The following is a 16,420-nucleotide window of genomic DNA, read 5'->3' on the forward strand; positions in this document are numbered from 1 at the left end:
TTGTATTCCCCTTTCCTCAACAATTCCTTTTGTTCTTTTATTCCTGCTCCTCTATATCAAAGTTTTCCTGCCGCTTATCATCGAAGCGATTTTTTTGGTTCTTGTTGGCATTCATGTCTCTGTCGTTCATGATGAGCTGGGGAGATCTCACTACCGTATCTTTTAGATCAGAGAGATTCTGCACCCAGGCGGTAAATGGAGATAAATAAGGAATTCCAAAGCTTTTCAAGCTACAGAGATGAATAAGAACTAACAGTATTACCAGCATAATCCCATAAAGTCCAAAGGCTGCTGCTGCAAACAATACAACAAACCGCAACATTCTAATAGAGATAGCAGCGTTGTAACTGGGGATAGCAAAGCTGGCTATGGCAGTAATCGCCACCACGATGACCATCAAAGGTCCTACGATACCTGCCTCCACTGCTGCCTGCCCGATAACCAAGCCTCCGACAATACCGATGGTGGAGCCAATAGCCCCCGGTAAACGAACCCCCGCTTCCCGAAGGATTTCAATAGTAACCTCCATAATTAAGGCTTCTACAATGGCGGGAAAGGGCACCCCTCTTCGGGTTCCTGCTAAGGTCAATGCCAGATCTGTAGGAATCATCTGGGGATGAAAGGAAGTAATACTCACATAAAGTGCTGGAGCAAAAAGAGCAATAAGTAGACAAAAATATCTTAATAGTCTAACTACAGAAGCAATTTGCCACCGCTCATAATAATCTTCCGCCGACTGCATCATGGCATTGATGGTGGAGGGTACAATGAGTGCAAAGGGACTATTGTCCACTACGACTACAATTCTTCCATGATAAATGGCTGAAGCAGCTACATCTGGACGTTCAGTATTTTGTATCTGAGGGAAAATAGAAAGCCATTTGTCCTCAATCAACTCCTCCAGCTGAGCACTGTCTAATATAGCATCGATATCAATAGCATTTAATCTTGTATCTAATTCCTGCAAAACCTTTTTATCCGCAATATCGTCAATATACATGACGGATACATCGGTTTTGGATCTTACCCCGACTTGATAGTTTTTGACCTTGAGCCGATGGTCCCTGATTCTACGTCGAATCAAGGTGGTATTCATCCTTAAAGTTTCTACAAGTCCGTCTCTAGGGCCACGAATCACCGCCTCTGTTTCAGGCTCTGCTGGAGAACGGGCTGGCCATCCCTTGGAAGCTATGATGATAATTTTTTCATAATTATCTAATAATAAAACTGTTTCACCACTTAAAATGTTTAGCACAGCTTCATCGATGGTTTCTACTTCCTTCAGCTCGGTTACCGCTATATTTTGCTTTTCTATGAGTTCATACAAACCCTTCTTTAGTAGGCCTGGCTCTGGGTCTATATCCCTAGCCATCACCATTAGATTGTTTAGGGCAAACTCATTTACCAGCTTCTTGTCCGCCATGCCGTCTACGTGGATGGTGGCTGCCTTGTACTGTCCTTCTTTACCAATTTCAAATTCTCTATAGACAATATCCTCACAATCCTTTAAAAAACCCTCTTTAATTATGGCGAGGTTTTTTTCTAAGCTTTTATTTGGTTTCATTTCTTCTGCTTTTTTTGTTTTATTTTTTTTCCCAAACCATTTCTGCCAAAGTCCCATTTAAATGCCTCCTACCCTCTATACATCTTTGCTATAATAAATAATGCAATACCACCAACGATATAAGTATATCCTAAAACCTTTGCAATCTTCATATCTCGTATCAGCTTTTTCTTCCTTAGCAGGGGTACATCTCTTAACAGCAGAAACGTACCTGCAAAAACTACCAAAACTAACATATAGCCGTCATAAATTTCTTTGAACTTCCCCATGAACATTTGCAATTTTTTCACCCTTTTCCATTTCATAACTTCTCCCTATAATGTTTACAGTTTTGGATACTTCTATACCATCAGCCATTAAAATCTTTGATATACGCCACGGGGACAGTTCCTCAGGCACATAAAAAAACATACGTGCCAGATGAACCGTCCCCATGACTCCGTGGGGATGGTTCCACTTTCTCAAATTGTCATCCTGAGCGTAGCGAAGGATCTTGGAATAACGAAGTTTTGCTCAGGATGACACATTATGCTTTAAGTTGACGCTAATGATATCCCTATAGAATTGTTTTTACAGACTACAAAAAAAGCAGAGAATGATTTCTCTGCTTTTATCATTCCCTGCTCTATAAGTATTTTTCCATTTGTTGTACGTCCCGTATATTGTCAATATCACTAGCTATCTCAGGATATTGACTGATCACTGCCCTAGCCCGTATACCAAACCGCTTTTCTATATAGCCTTCTAATCCATTAATGGTCAGTTGCTGAAATAATGCTCCTAGTATAAATTTAAAACCTAAAGCCCGACTCATTTTTATAGGGTTTTTCCTATACTTTATCATCCACCTAGCGGGAGCTTCAATTTTATCAATGGCAGGAGGGGATAACACAATCATATTTCCACCTGTGAAACTGCCGTCCTTTAGGTGCACATAGGTTCTTTTGACATCAGGATAACATTTTTGACAAATCTGCTTTTCCACAATAGGATAGCAAATATCCACCTTCATCTCCAATGCAGTTTCTATAAAACTTTTCACCACATCCCTGTGAATAAGAGGAATGTCACAGGTAGTAATAAGCACTGCTTCTTCTCCCTCTACATAGCTTAAAGCCTCTAATAGATTGTCCATCATAGAAGATTTCTGCTGTAGCAACAAGTCTACTTGACTATCAATAATGGGCTTCAAGTCCTGTAAGTTTCCTACCGCTATTAAGGTATCCACACATCCACTGCTTCTCAAACAGTTAACCACATATTGAATCATGGGTATCCCCTTCATAGGAAAAGCTCCCTTGCTTACTGGAAAACCTGTTTCATCCTTTTTACCTTCCCCCGCTAGTATAATTGTTTTCATACTTACGCCTCCCTAGCGCTTAGGTTCTTGGCTCCTCTGCTTCTTTTTGCCGGCAGGCCATACCTGTTCCATCATATGATTTGCTAAACTAGAGATATGTTCCATACCGCATACATAAGCTTTTTCAGCGTCTCTTTCTGCTATGGCTTCACAGATTTTCCTGTGTTCTGCCACGATTTCGTCAGATTTACTGTACTCCGAAATATACTTTACACGAAAACGATAGATTTGTTCCCGCAGACTTTGGGAAACTTGATAAAGTTTTTGATTCCTTGTAGATAAGAAAATAATCTCGTGGAATTCAATATCTTTATCTATCATCCCCTGTGTATCTTGTTTTAAATGACAGTCCTTAAATTCTTCTGCTATTGTTTTTAGCATCTCTATTTGTTCCTCCGTCATGCGATCTGCTGCTAAGGAAGCTGCTAACCCCTCCAAGGCTCCTCTAATCTCTAATACCTCCATAACATCTCTTACAGATACATCCGCAACATAGGCACCTTTTCTAGGCACCATCATCACTAAACCTTCCAGTTCTAGTTTTCTGATAGCTTCCCTTACTGGTGTTCTGCTGACCCCCAGTTCTTCCGCCAACTGCATTTCCATCAGTCGCCGACCCGGTTCCAGTTTTCCTTCCAGAATAGCTTCCCGTAAATGCTGAAATACAAGTTCTCTTAAAGGCTTATAATTTTCAATTTTTAGTTTCCCTAAACTATTCATCTCCATACCCCTTACTATAGCTTTGTACTAAATAGGTTTGCCTGTTAATAATCCTTAAATTCTCGTATGCTGCTTTTGCCTTTTCATAATTTTTAAAAATACCAAATACTGTTGGTCCACTACCTGACATCATGCTGCCCAAAGCATGATATTCTACCATTTTTTTCTTAAGTTCTCTAATAATTGGATGTTTTTTTTCCGTTACTGTTTCTAAAACGTTAACCATATTTTTGCATAATGTATACAAATTCTCATCTTCTAATGCTTGAAGGAGTCTAACAAGATCAGGTTTATTTGTTATTTTTGACAGATCTAGCCTGCTATATACCTCTGCTGTCGATACGGAAATCGAAGGTTTTGCCATCACCATCCATACATTTTTAAGTCCTTTTATCGTGGTAAGCTTTTCACCAATACCCTCTGCTACAGCAGCTCCCCCTTGAATACAAAAGGGTACATCTGCTCCTATCTTTACACCAAATTTCATTAATTCTTCTGTGGAAAGATTTAACTCCCAAAGCCTATTTAATCCCTTTAGCACCGCTGCAGCATTAGCACTTCCCCCTGCCAGCCCTGCAGCTACAGGTATGCGTTTATTGATATGGATTTCTAGTCCTTGGGAAATATGAAAATGGTTTCGTAACAACTCAGCTGCTTTATAGGCTATATTTCCGCTGTTTTTTGGAATGTATTCACAATCGGTGACAATTTCAATCGTCTCTTTATCTTTTCTTTCTATCAACGTAATCAGATCATAAAGGTCTATTTGCTGCATAACCATTTGTACTTCGTGGTAGCCATCTGGCCTTTTTCTTAATACGTCCAAAGACAGATTGATCTTTGCTCTAGATTTTAATTGTATTTTATTCATAGGAATGAACTCCTTCATATATGCTAACTATACTATATATTATATATTATATACTGTATTTCCTGCAAATTTTTTAGAATAAATTCTTTTTTGCAAAAATAAAAACCGCAGAAGTAAAGCTGCGGTCTCATGTTAAAACTTAAAATTATATACTTTTTCTATAATAATCTCATCTCCTGCCTTAATATCTTCAGGTTTTTCTATCTCATTGCTCTCCATGATATGCTGAACAGTGGTATTGTATTTCTTAGCTATTTTCCATAAGGAGTCTCCCTCTTGGAAGAAATAAATGGTTAAACTTGGTCGCTTAGTAACATCCACCAGTTCTTCCAATTCCTCCACATTGGCGACTACATCAATGTTTTTAATGCAATAGGCTTGGCAAGTAGTGCCTATATTGATTTTTATTTCTATTTGTTCTTCGTTGATGGTGTTATAGTCTAAGTCCTGTACTACAAATTCCACATCTGCATCCATATTCCCCTTTAAGCCCTCAATTTCCATATGGTTCCTGAAGGGAATTTCCTGCATATAGCTATAGATGGGCTGTAGTCCTTCTTCAGAGGTATAAATCACTGTAGTTTCCAATACCCCCTCCATCATTACTTTGTGGTCCACTATATTATAATCTGTTACAATAGGTTTTGCACTGATGGAGAAAACCTGTGCCATCGGTGGATGACTAGAAGGAAGTTCTAAAGTTTCCCTTAATAATACTTGAGAACGATGTATGCCCAAATGTTCCTTTAACTGAAGTTTGCTTTTTTCCAAGTTCAAAGCTTGCGTTGGAGAGTAGGCATCAACTACAACTTCTCGCTTTTGGTTTTCCATCACCACCGCTTCAATATTGACTATACCTTCTACTTCTAGAATTCTTCTTTCTTCTTCAGCATTTTCTTTAATATCAGTATATACCTCGTCTACCTTCATTTTTAGCTTATATTCCATATCACTATAAGCCTCTGGAACTTCAATAAAGTGTGTGAAGGGAATCTCTTTTTTTACAATGTTCAAAGAGTTTTCTTCCTCTTCTCCTATGTACAATACCTCTAATAAGACATTTCCTCCTACAATCACCTTACCGTCGGTGATTTTTGTTTCTTTTTCAATGGCCACCGCTTGCCACTTCAATACTTCCTTTACCTCTGGTAAGTCCTTCTCTAGCTCAAAGGCATCCTTCACTAAGGTATCTGAACTATTGCTGCCGATGACATCGGTGTATTGTAGGGTTTCTTTTAATACTTCGATATCCTCCATTCCTTCTAAATCCTTGGTGATCTCTATATGCCCCTCTTGTTTGCCTTTACCCTCTACATTGATGACCGCCTTGACACCTATTTTTCGTTCATTATTTAAGGTGTAATCTATATGCTCAATTTCTGCTATTACTTCACTTTTCATTTGAGATGTTAAACCTTCTAATTCTATATTCTGTTTAAAGTCCGTGCTGCTATCAATACTATATAGTGGTGCTTCTCCCTTTTCTGATACATACAACACCTTAAATTGAATTCTTCCCTCTACAAGAATTTTGTTTTCCTGAGCTTCTTGTTTTGTCACCTGGATGTTGCCCTCTACCGCAACCACTCTGGAAATGTCTGGCTTTATATCAGGAGCTAATATATCCCCTTCTATAATGGCTTGAACAGTGTTTTCGCCTACTAGCTGGTCTATTTTCAACAAATCCTTCATAAGCTCAATCGCCATCTTATTTTTCCCCCCCTCATGAGTCATTAAATTTAAATAAAATACTTATTATATCTTATTTGTCTTTCAGCAAAATATGTTAGAAAGTTTGTCAATTTCAGCTTCTGTCCATAAAATTTTTCTCTATCATATATATGTATAAGACATAAAAAAAAGAAGTGAAAAATACTACTTTTCACTTCTCTGTAATATAAAGTTTACCACTGACTTCTGCCAAACAGCTTGAAAGTACGATAAATCCCCACTGCTGCCTGATCTAAAGTAACGTTTTTATTTGGTTGATAAGTCTCTCCTTCTTCTCTCAGTATATCCATACCATACATTAATGCCACAGCCCCTAATTTTTCAGGACTTATTTTATCAACATCCTCTACTGGAAGGGTATAAATTCCTTTTGCTGTAGCTGCTTTTTCCAGTGGTGTTACCTTTATTAACATAGTGGCAAACTCCTCTTTAGATACGATATCTCCTCCTCGAAAAGCTTCCCTCTTGTTGTCTATAAGCTTATATTGAACCGCCGCCTGTAGATATTGGTACACCTCATCACCAGCAGCGATATCCGTAAACTCTAATTCTTCTATTTCTTCTGTAGGATAATACCAGTGCCCCATAGCTTTTACCAGCATCTTTACAATATCATTTCTTGTCACTTCATCTTGTAAATCGAATTTTTCTAAATCTATTACTCCACTACCTGCCATGATTTTTAATTCTCTTTCTCCCCAATGGTCTTGTAATTTTTCTGCTATAGTGATTACTTTTCCATCCTTCACCCTCGCTTCTTGACCACTCCAATCTAAAAAGTTGCCTGTCTGGGCGTCTAAATAGTTGTATATTAGCGGACTTTTGGGTGTATTGCTATAGACCAATTTTACTTGATTTTTCTGCTGATCCTTTGCCTCTTTTAGTTGTACATAGGATAATTTTGTTTCTGACTGCTGCATAAAGAGATCTAATGCTTTTTCTTTATCAAGTAGGTTTTGGGGATGTGGAAGGACAACATCATCCCATCTATACTGTATTCCTTGTATGTCACCTGTAGCACTGTCAACCACTACTTGTATGTAATTGTTTAGATAGTTAATTTCCTTTTCTTTTCTTGTGAAATTAAAATAATATTCTGCATTAACTATTTTATGGTCATTATAATAGTGAATGGATTCTTGATAGGTTTGTTCTAACTCAAGATTCCTTAGTTTCTCAGGATATAGTTGTTTTAGCACTTCAATCGCCTTGTAGTAAGCATCTTCCCATGCTAAAACCGGTTGAAAGCTCTCTTCTGTCATCAACATCATTTCCCTCATTCTCCAATTATAGTAATTCAATTGAAGAATTTCTTCTGTTGAGGCATCTATCATTATGTGGCCATTATTATGGGGATCCTCTTTTAACTGAAATTGGACATTCCACACTTTTCTTTTGTTTCCATCTCCATGGATGATGTTGGAGCTGTAATTTACATTTTGGATTTTAGCATCTTCTTCACCATAGATTTTATTTAAAATATCTCTAGCCAAGGTAGAAGCTTCTTCCTGGTTCATTTCCTTATTACGGATTTTCCTTGTGGAGGATAGCTTTTCAAAAGCTGCTTTATCTTTTTGAGATACATTGATTTTTTTAGCTTCTGACGTAGGTGTTCCTGAATAGTTTACCATTTCTCCAGTGATGGCATCTACCCATACCCCACCTTCATAGTGTGGAGAGTACACAAGTTTCACTTCTTTTACTACATCTGCATACTGCTTACTGGTATCTCTTACTGGCAAATAGCTTAAGTTGAAGTTTAAGTTTTCTTTAAATATATCTCTGGCTTCTTCTTCTATGATGACTGCTTTCTTTTCAGGCAAAACCTTTTCACTCCAGTTCACTCTATAGGAGGTCACTTCCCCACTCCCGCTGTTAACACCTATTTGTATCCCATCATGCATCACTGGTATACCATCTTTTTGCCTAGTGTAATAAAAGTTGTACTCTGTAGGGTTTAGACCACTGCCACTATCTGCAGCATAATAATGCATACTGCTGCCACTATCCTCTATGATCAGTTGGTTAAGAAGGTGCTGGCTGGTACTTAATAAAAATTGACGGGCTTTTTCTTCTGCCTCTTCCCTCGTGTATTGGGCGACATGATTTCCTTGACCCCTATCATCTTGGTACTTTCTTAATTCAACCAGCTCTTTATCTTCATCTTCGATAGTAGCCTGAAGACTAAGATATTGATTTCTCCCCTGCTGAGTATACCTAATCTCCCACACGTACCTGTCATTTCTGTTCCAATCTTCACGATAATTTACATTCACCTGAAAATTTTGTTCTTCTTCGATATCTACACTTAGAAACTGTTTTATATAATTTTTTGCTAAATGCAGTGCCTCTTCTTCAGTCAAGTTGGCCTTCTGTGAAACTAAAGTATTTTCTGATATCCCATAAGAAGCATCTACAGCAGCGTGTGCAGTTACTTCTGTTACTGCTACAACTTGGGGAGCAGCAGTAACAAAACCAATGTGAGAAACCAACAATCCTCCTACAATGAAGCCGCTGAGCGTCTTCTTCAACTTCATAAAAACACATCCTTCCCATTTTATACAATATTTTCCTTAAGTATTAAGATGCAGTTATTATAAAAAAGTTTCAGTTAAATGAAAATATATGAAGATTTTCTGTGTAAGAGAACAAATTTGTCATAGGGTTTTGAAAGCGTTAAGATAAAAAAACAGGGAGGGTTCCACTCACTGGAACCAGCTCCCTATAAAGTTGCCACCATCACTGCTTTGATTGTATGCATTCTATTTTCTGCTTCATCAAAAACAACAGAATGTTTGCTTCTAAAGACTTCATCCGTAACTTCCATTTCCTTCAAACCAAACTTCTCATAAATTTCAGTACCTATCTTTGTTTCTAAATCATGGAAGGCAGGTAAACAGTGCATGAAGACTACATCAGGATTTTCTGTCTTATTTATCATGTCCATATTCACTTGGTAAGCAGATAATTGTTTAATTCTAGCCTCAAATTGATCCTCTTCCCCCATCGATACCCATACATCCGTGTAAATTACATCTGCACCCTTCACGCCTTCTGCAACATCTTCTGTTAAAGTAATTTTTCCTCCTGTCTCATTTGCTACTTCTTTCATTTGATTTACTAATTCTTCTGCTGGAAATAGCTCCTTTGGTGCCACTGCTCTAAAGTCCATCCCCATCTTAGCTGCACCAATCATAAGGGAATTTCCCATGTTATTTCTTGCATCGCCAATATAAGCAAACTTCACCTTGTTTAAAGGTTTATGTACATGCTCTGTAATCGTCAATAAATCCGCTAAAATTTGCGTAGGGTGATAAAGATCTGTCAATCCATTCCACACTGGTACACCTGAGTGTTTTGCCAACAACTCTACTGTTTCTTGCTTGTAACCTCTAAATTCAATGCCATCATAATATCTTCCTAATACCTTTGCTGTATCTTCTATAGATTCTTTTTTACTGATCTGGGAATCATTGGCTCCTAAGAAAGTCACATGTGCCCCTTCATCAAAAGCTGCTACTTCAAAAGCACATCTCGTTCTTGTAGACGTCTTTTCAAATAGCAAAACGATGTTTTTACCTGCCAATAAGTTACCTTGAATACCCATTCTTTTTTTAGCTTTTAAGTCTCTTGCTAAATCTAGCAAATAACGAATTTCCTGGGGGGTAAAATCCTTTAGTGTAAGTAAGCTTCTTCCTTTTAAATTCACTGGCATAAATTCTTCCTCCTTAATTTTGTTTTGTTATAAGTATTCCCTTAGTACTTTTATAATCTTCAGTTTTTATGAAATATTATTACTTGATTTGCAACCTGGCTAACACTCAAACATGCAAATTTCTTAACGGATTTTTCATTTTCGATCACTAAGCGTTGTTACAATACTTTCAAATGTTTTTGCTTAATATATTTAATTTTCTCTGGAAAGTACTTAAGAAAATTGCACAAGTCGAGACTATATTAGTATCTTAATAATCTATAGATAAACAACATCAGGACTTAATTTTGATATACTAAGGGCTACATTTGCAGCCCACGGTTTTGGGGCGAAACCGTAGACCGTGTATATCAAAATTAAAGTTTGAACTTGCTTATCTTAGGAAAATTTTCTCAAACGCCTTACTTCTATCATAATTTATAAAACCCTCTTGGGCAACAAAAAAATAATAAACCACCTATTATAGGTGGCTTATATTAACTAACTTTAATTTGCTGATTGTCTTTACTTATGGTGACTTCAACTGACTCAGTAAGAATATCAGAGTAACTGTAGGACACTCTTCTAACGGAATTATAATCTCCATTTATCTTCACTATAAATATATTGGGGTAAGTGTTTTCTAAAACCCCTTCACGAATCATTGTTCTTTTCCGCCCTTTGTTAGCCTTTAGGGTCACTTTTTGTCCTACATAACCTTCGATATTTCTTCTAATCTCATTTAAGGTATTTTTATCTGCCAAACCATCACCTTCTTTCACATCTATAACAACATATATCATATCACATTTCTAGAAGGTTGTCAAACACTTAATAAAATATTATACAATGTTTACTCATAGGTTGTCAATAAATCTTTTTTCCATATTTACAATAAAAACTAATTTTTTCTCTATAATAAAGGTAAATCCCTTGATTTCTTTAACTTTAACAGCTTTTCAATATCTTCCTCTATTATAAAGAATATCCATAATATCTAACAATACCATTAGCTATAGCCAATGCAGCCTTCTTCTTAAATTCTTCCTTCATCAAAAGCTTTTCCTCTTCCGGATTAGATATATATACTACCTCTATATGAAGGGAGCTTACCTTTACATCCCGCAGTAAAAAAAACTCAGCAGTCTTTATACCCCTTTTAATAGTTCCCAACTTTTCCGAGACCTCTTCTATAATTTCTTTCGCTAATCTTCTGGCCTCCTTATCGCCTCTATAATAATAAATTTCTGTACCCGAAATAGAGGGGTGCTTAAAGTAGTTTTGATGAATCGTAATAAAAAAAGCAGGTGAAATTTCATTCACGATGGCAGCTCTTTGAGTAAGAGGAATATACTCATCCTTTTCTCTAGTGGTGTATACCGTTGCCCCTAACTCCAGCAGACGATTTCGTAAATAAGAACAGATTTCTAGATTTACGTCTTTTTCTCTTAAGCCTGAGAAACCTACATTGTCATCTGCCTTCTCTCCACCATGGCCGGCATCAATAACGATAGTTTTACCTTTTAGGGGTTTTTTTATGTCCCTTATTTCGATATTTTTCAACACAATGCCGGTATAATAATATTTTAAAATTTCTTCTGCTTTTTTACCCTCTTGCGCCATCTGGTTCGCCCCATATTGGCACAGACCTACACCATCCCCCTTACCCTTAGTAAAGAAACGAATTTTTTCTGGTCTCCAGCTAATCCGAGTAGAATTTAAACTTAACAGCTCCATTAATTGTTTTCCTTCAAACTCCTTGCCTGCCACCTTTAATTTTGTTACTCGATTCTGTTGATCTCTTGTAATATCATAAAACATATTTTCTATTTCCATGTTTTTCGTTGCACTTTCTTTAGCAAACTGAACACCTAATCTTTCTTCTATATCTTCTATAGACAAATCCTTATAATTAAAGGAATAAGGTGCTTCTTGGCAGTAACTACATAATACTCGTCGTAAATATTGAACAATGTTTCCATCCACATTTTCACTGTTTTCTGTGGCTCCTCCACAAACCGTATGAAATCTTGCATCAATAGGTCTATCATTAAAAAAAATAATGATATTTTTTGTATCATCTATTACTCTTTTTAAGATGTCTATATTTTCTTCGTAACCTTCTCCCCAAGTTTGTCGATAGTCCTCCAGAGTTAAAACCCCTTGAAATTCATCCAAAGATAGATCTGCCTCTAGTATATCCTTAACACCATTACCACCAAAAAACTTTAGTCTTTTAGCTATTCTTGTTCTCATAATAATACTCTGACTTTTTAGGGCTTCTATATTAAAAGTTAGCGGCATACTCCAAGCTACCAACTCTTTGACCAGTTCCTCTAGCGGCTTTGATATTATTTTTTTTTCATACGGGTTGTATACGTCGACATATATGCTTTCACCTACTTGCTTCAACTCCTTTACCCCCTTATTCTTTTGAGTTCTACAGATCTCAATTTCCTTTATTGGAATCCCTGACTGTAGTATATAATATGAAAAAAAACAATACCTTGTGCATAATTCCAACTTCTATTGCATATAGGCATTGTTTTATAATTTATTTATTTATTTTTTCTCTTGAAAGATATTCATTAAGATCTCTAAGACTCCCTGGATTTCCTTTTGCATGCTTTCATCTAAATTCCTCACTTTTTCATCAATTGTAACCAGTAATTTATTTTTTATTTGCTTTACTTTCTTTTCTCCTGCTTGAGTCAAACTTACATAAACATTTCTGCGATCCTTAGCAGAACTGCTTCTTTCTACATAACCATCCTCCACCAATTTATTTAACATGCAAGTCATGGTTCCCTTACTAACCTCAATGGTTTCACTTAGATTTGACATATTACAAAGACCAAAACGGTGAATTATAAATAGTGCTTGAAACTGAGCTAAGGTTAAACCTTCTTCACTCCTAATATTTTTATACTGATACTTCATCCAACCGCCAAAAGAAATATAAAAATTTTGAAGTGTTTGAGGAATCTGTTGTTCTTCCAAGCTACATCAACCTTTCTTTTTTGGTGTATGCTATCTATTATATAATTATTGTGTTAATAGTTTCAAGTCAAAATAGTTTGTTTTTAGAAATATTTGCTTGTCAAAATATTTTTTATCCGTTATAATATAAGGAAAAGTTTTATTTTTACTATTCCCTTAAGTAAAGATTTTTACTTTTTTTATGCTTTGGGATATTGTTTCTTTACATAGTTTTTAAATTTTTACGCAAAAAAAATTATACAATATACAATATAATTAACTTTAATTGGAAATCCTATTAAACTTTAGGAGGGATATAATGCGATGTCCTATTTGTGGTAACGAAGATACAGGCAGACTTAGTAAGTCTAGATATTTTTGCAGTAACTGCTTTATAGAAATTTTTTATTCCAGAGCCAGTGAATTACAAATTCTAAAAATATTAGAGGATGGTAGTACCTTCGCCGTTGCCTTTACAGAAAATAATTAACCCCCTTTTGCATAAAAGGGGGTTAATTATTTTCTGTTATTAGATTAACAACATCCGCTGCTATGTTTTTGACCTATGACAAAACCCTTTGCAAACCAACTTTTTGTATAATCCAGTACCAAATCCTTCTGCATAAACTGACCCTGCAGCTGTTGATCCACAATAAATTGTATGCCATCTACACTTTTTATAATATCTGTATCCTTCGGCTCCTCCAGAGACACTCCAAGTTTGGGGCCGCCTCAGCCAATACCACTGATAAATATACGTAGTGCCTTATTTGTTTCATGATGCTTCAGCATTTCTTCTTTTGCTGTCTGAGTTACTGTAATCTTCATGACCTTCCCCTCCTCCAGTATATACCCCCTTAGAAGGGGGGTGTATACATTATTATATGCAACACCAGCAAAAAAGTCAATATTTACATGAAATAAAGCGTTTGAATTATTATTCATTTTCAAGTATAATTGTTTTTGTGTATATTTAAGTCATTACATCCACTGTGTCAGAGAAACCGTCAGACTGGATGAAAACTAACTTTATCATATCTGACCCTATGAAAAGTCTTCTTAGAATTTATACAAAATCCTCATTTTCCTTATGCGTAGAAGGATCTATTTAAAGTACAGAAGTCTCTCAATCTCGCTGGAATATCCAACATGGATTTGAATTTTCTGATATTTTATGATATGATAGTACAAAGCTATGTCGTTCTTAGGAAAAGAGGTGATATGGTAAAAAACATAACAAAGCAATGCCCTGTACTATATAAAGTAATCTTATACACTATTAAGCTTAAAAATTTTTAACAAGGAGGATAATTTATGAGTATGAAACCTAAAAAACAAGCTACTCTAAGTCATGCACTAATTCCCATTGCCTTTTTAATCGGTATATTATCTTTATCTATTATTAAATTTGGTGCAGACCCTCACATTCCACTTATTTTGGCCATCATCGTTGCAGCACTTGTGGCAATCTATCTGTTGGGATACACTTGGGGTGAATTAGAGGAAGGAATTATTGATACCATCAAGATGGGGATGCAGGCCAGTTTAATTTTAATGGTCATCGGTGCCCTAATTGGTACATGGATTTTAAGTGGTACTGTACCTACAATGATTTATTTCGGTTTGCAATTGTTATCGCCAGGGATTTTCCTTGTGGCAACTGTTATTATTTGTTCTATCGTTTCTGTAGCTACAGGAAGTTCCTGGACTACTGCTGGTACAGTAGGGATTGCATTACTAGGTGTTGGTCAAGGTTTAAATATTCCTGCCCCTATGGTGGCGGGTGCAATTATTTCTGGAGCTTATTTTGGAGACAAAATGTCACCACTTTCTGATACAACAAACTTAGCTCCTGCTATGGCAGGCGCGGATTTATTCGATCATATTAAGCACATGTTTTATACAACAGTGCCTAGCTTAATCATTGCACTTATTCTTTATGGCGTTATTGGTGCTAGATATGCAGGTCGTGAATTGGATATGCAAAACATCCAATTGATGTTATCTACTATGACGGACTACTTTATGATTTCACCGGTATTATTAATACCCCCGGTTTTTGTTATCATTATTGTTATGTTCAAGATTCCTGCTCTGCCGGGCTTAATTGCTGGTACACTGGTAGGTGGTATCTTTGCAGCAATCTTCCAGGGAGCTGGTCTAGGTGATATCATCGATGCAGCCCACTATGGCTTTGGTATGGAGTCAGGTGTTGAAATCGTGGATGACTTATTAAGTCGTGGTGGTTTAGACGGCATGATGTGGACAGTTTCCTTAATTTTAATTGCATTGTCCTTTGGTGGTATATTAGAAAAAACAGGTATGCTTAATGCAATTGGTGAGGCTATTATGAAGCTTGCCAATAGTACAGGGTCTTTGATCTTCTCTACGATATTAACAGGAATTGCTGTAAACTTATTAACTGGAGAACAGTATTTGTCTTTAGTAATCCCTGGTAGAATGTATAAAGAAATTTATGCAAAGCGAGGAATTCATCCTAAGGTTTTATCTAGAACCTTGGAGGATGCTGGTACTATCACTTCACCCTTAATTCCTTGGAACACTTGTGGTGCCTATATGTGGACTACTTTAGGTATCCATCCATTTGCCTATGCACCTTATGCTTTCTTGAATATCCTAACACCAATCATAGCCATCATTTACGGTTATCTTGGGTTTACCATCACAAAACTTGATGAGACTGAGAAGAAACCAGTAACATCTAACTAGATTTTAAAAGGAACCTTAAAGGTTCCTTTTTGCAAATATAAAACCTCGAGAATTCTTCTCGAGGTTTTATATTTGCACTTTATTTTAAAAACTTAACTACTCCTCTAATCCTAAGGCATTTCTAACAGCTTCTATCGTTCCTCTACTGGACAACGTGGCACCAGACACAACATCTACTTCTGTTGATTGAGCCTCAATAATACGTTCCTTAATGGTATCAGCAGCAGTATCTCCTAGTCCCGGTGTATCATTGATTTCTACGATCTCTATAGACTGAATTTTTTCGCTGACTACATTTACTTGAACTTTAATATCCCCTGCATATCCTTTTGCCTCTCCTTCATGGGAGCCATTAGGATAAGCTATTGGTCCATTAGCTAAGGCATCCTCTACTGCATTGATCAGCCCTTTACTAGATAATGTAGCACCTGATACAATATCCACTTCTGTTGATTGCGCTTCAATAATACTATCCGCAACTCTTCTTGCTGCATTATCACCTAAACCCGGAGTATCATTGATCTCAAGGATATCCACGGATAATATTTCTCCCTCTGCTACTTCTACCCTTACCTTAATTTCTCCACCATAACCCTCTGCCACACCTTCTAAAAACTGACTTTCTGGACCTCCAAAAACGATATTTCCTCCAAACAATATGGCAATTGTTAATAATGGAAGGATTACCATAGCAATTTTTTGTTGTTTTGACAATGTCATGCACCTCCTGATTGTTATTATATCTACTATCATAACATAAATTCCTGTTAA

The 16,420-nt window shown here is 36.5% G+C and carries 16 protein-coding genes; 2 read left to right on the forward strand and 14 right to left on the reverse strand.

Translation table 11 applies throughout. The features are described from left to right. Nucleotides 1-37: 37 nt before the first annotated feature. From CACET_RS18040 to CACET_RS18095, 12 genes are all read right to left on the reverse strand, one after another. Nucleotides 38-1,621 carry a spore germination protein gene (locus CACET_RS18040; RefSeq protein WP_044826557.1) on the reverse strand — a complete coding sequence of 528 codons (1,584 nt, stop codon included), beginning with the start codon at nucleotides 1,619-1,621 and terminating at the stop codon, nucleotides 38-40. Nucleotides 1,622-1,632: 11 nt separating this feature from the next. Further along, nucleotides 1,633-1,869, reverse strand: a complete 237-nt coding sequence (locus CACET_RS18045) for a CLC_0170 family protein (protein ID WP_152640010.1) — start codon at nucleotides 1,867-1,869, stop codon at nucleotides 1,633-1,635. Continuing rightward, entirely contained in the window at nucleotides 1,808-2,029 is a 222-nt protein-coding gene (locus tag CACET_RS18050; protein ID WP_044826555.1) for a hypothetical protein, read from the reverse strand. Before CACET_RS18050 ends, CACET_RS18045 begins: the two co-directional genes overlap by 62 nt. 160 nt (nucleotides 2,030-2,189) lie before the next feature. Then, nucleotides 2,190-2,924, reverse strand: coding sequence for a nucleotidyltransferase family protein (locus CACET_RS18055; protein WP_044826554.1), 735 nt, complete (start codon nucleotides 2,922-2,924; stop codon nucleotides 2,190-2,192). A 12-nt stretch (nucleotides 2,925-2,936) separates the two neighbouring features. Next, on the reverse strand, nucleotides 2,937-3,644 hold the full coding sequence (locus CACET_RS18060; RefSeq protein WP_048407556.1) for a GntR family transcriptional regulator: 708 nt from the start codon (nucleotides 3,642-3,644) through the stop codon (nucleotides 2,937-2,939). After that, nucleotides 3,637-4,515 (reverse strand): 4-(cytidine 5'-diphospho)-2-C-methyl-D-erythritol kinase, encoded by an 879-nt coding sequence (gene ispE / locus CACET_RS18065; RefSeq protein ID WP_044825487.1) that lies wholly within the window; start codon nucleotides 4,513-4,515, stop codon nucleotides 3,637-3,639. The genes CACET_RS18060 and ispE overlap by 8 nt, the downstream gene beginning before the upstream one ends. A gap of 132 nt (nucleotides 4,516-4,647) precedes the next feature. Beyond that, on the reverse strand, nucleotides 4,648-6,222 hold the full coding sequence (locus CACET_RS18070; protein WP_044825488.1) for a DUF3794 and LysM peptidoglycan-binding domain-containing protein: 1,575 nt from the start codon (nucleotides 6,220-6,222) through the stop codon (nucleotides 4,648-4,650). A 197-nt stretch (nucleotides 6,223-6,419) separates the two neighbouring features. After that, the gene (locus tag CACET_RS18075) at nucleotides 6,420-8,783 is read right to left on the reverse strand and encodes a YcdB/YcdC domain-containing protein (RefSeq protein WP_044825489.1); all 2,364 of its coding nucleotides are present in this window, start codon (nucleotides 8,781-8,783) and stop codon (nucleotides 6,420-6,422) included. A gap of 185 nt (nucleotides 8,784-8,968) precedes the next feature. Next, nucleotides 8,969-9,961, reverse strand: coding sequence for an ornithine carbamoyltransferase (gene argF / locus CACET_RS18080; protein ID WP_044825490.1), 993 nt, complete (start codon nucleotides 9,959-9,961; stop codon nucleotides 8,969-8,971). 476 nt (nucleotides 9,962-10,437) lie between these two features. Further along, a complete protein-coding gene (locus CACET_RS18085; protein ID WP_479722642.1) occupies nucleotides 10,438-10,743 on the reverse strand; it encodes a Veg family protein in 306 nt (101 codons plus the stop codon). Nucleotides 10,744-10,915: 172 nt separating this feature from the next. Then, the gene (locus CACET_RS18090; RefSeq protein ID WP_044825491.1) at nucleotides 10,916-12,352 is read right to left on the reverse strand and encodes an N-acetylmuramoyl-L-alanine amidase; all 1,437 of its coding nucleotides are present in this window, start codon (nucleotides 12,350-12,352) and stop codon (nucleotides 10,916-10,918) included. Nucleotides 12,353-12,502: 150 nt separating this feature from the next. Further along, nucleotides 12,503-12,940, reverse strand: a complete 438-nt coding sequence (locus tag CACET_RS18095; protein WP_044825492.1) for a MarR family winged helix-turn-helix transcriptional regulator — start codon at nucleotides 12,938-12,940, stop codon at nucleotides 12,503-12,505. 298 nt (nucleotides 12,941-13,238) lie between these two features. Here CACET_RS18095 and CACET_RS20765 point away from each other — a divergent pair, with 298 nt between their 5' ends. Further along, complete coding sequence (locus tag CACET_RS20765) at nucleotides 13,239-13,409, forward strand: hypothetical protein (protein ID WP_169747298.1); 171 nt, start codon at nucleotides 13,239-13,241, stop codon at nucleotides 13,407-13,409. A 44-nt stretch (nucleotides 13,410-13,453) separates the two neighbouring features. On the opposite strand, the gene CACET_RS21255 is transcribed toward CACET_RS20765, so the two are convergent. Continuing rightward, entirely contained in the window at nucleotides 13,454-13,747 is a 294-nt protein-coding gene (locus CACET_RS21255) for an iron-sulfur cluster biosynthesis family protein (RefSeq protein ID WP_332925431.1), read from the reverse strand. Between the two features lie 486 nt (nucleotides 13,748-14,233). Here CACET_RS21255 and nhaC point away from each other — a divergent pair, with 486 nt between their 5' ends. After that, on the forward strand, nucleotides 14,234-15,649 hold the full coding sequence (nhaC, locus tag CACET_RS18105) for a Na+/H+ antiporter NhaC (protein ID WP_341411039.1): 1,416 nt from the start codon (nucleotides 14,234-14,236) through the stop codon (nucleotides 15,647-15,649). 96 nt (nucleotides 15,650-15,745) lie between these two features. Here nhaC and CACET_RS18110 read toward each other — a convergent pair whose 3' ends face one another. After that, nucleotides 15,746-16,363 carry an FMN-binding protein gene (locus tag CACET_RS18110; protein ID WP_048407557.1) on the reverse strand — a complete coding sequence of 206 codons (618 nt, stop codon included), beginning with the start codon at nucleotides 16,361-16,363 and terminating at the stop codon, nucleotides 15,746-15,748. Between the last annotated feature and the right edge of the window lie 57 nt (nucleotides 16,364-16,420).

The sequence above is a fragment of the Clostridium aceticum genome (assembly GCF_001042715.1).
Classification (GTDB): Bacteria; Bacillota; Clostridia; order Peptostreptococcales; family Natronincolaceae; genus Andreesenella; species Andreesenella acetica.

Coding starts and splice junctions, on each gene's coding strand:
- CACET_RS18040 (WP_044826557.1), bottom strand. CDS start 1,621: ATGGGACTTTGGCAGAAATGGTTTGGGAAAAAAAATAAAACAAAAAAA.
- CACET_RS18045 (WP_152640010.1), bottom strand. CDS start 1,869: ATGAAATGGAAAAGGGTGAAAAAATTGCAAATGTTCATGGGGAAGTTC.
- CACET_RS18055 (WP_044826554.1), bottom strand. CDS start 2,924: ATGAAAACAATTATACTAGCGGGGGAAGGTAAAAAGGATGAAACAGGT.
- CACET_RS18060 (WP_048407556.1), bottom strand. CDS start 3,644: ATGAATAGTTTAGGGAAACTAAAAATTGAAAATTATAAGCCTTTAAGA.
- ispE (WP_044825487.1), bottom strand. CDS start 4,515: ATGAATAAAATACAATTAAAATCTAGAGCAAAGATCAATCTGTCTTTG.
- CACET_RS18070 (WP_044825488.1), bottom strand. CDS start 6,222: ATGGCGATTGAGCTTATGAAGGATTTGTTGAAAATAGACCAGCTAGTA.
- CACET_RS18075 (WP_044825489.1), bottom strand. CDS start 8,783: ATGAAGTTGAAGAAGACGCTCAGCGGCTTCATTGTAGGAGGATTGTTG.
- argF (WP_044825490.1), bottom strand. CDS start 9,961: ATGCCAGTGAATTTAAAAGGAAGAAGCTTACTTACACTAAAGGATTTT.
- CACET_RS18085 (WP_479722642.1), bottom strand. CDS start 10,743: ATGATATATGTTGTTATAGATGTGAAAGAAGGTGATGGTTTGGCAGAT.
- CACET_RS20765 (WP_169747298.1), top strand. CDS start 13,239: ATGCGATGTCCTATTTGTGGTAACGAAGATACAGGCAGACTTAGTAAG.
- nhaC (WP_341411039.1), top strand. CDS start 14,234: ATGAGTATGAAACCTAAAAAACAAGCTACTCTAAGTCATGCACTAATT.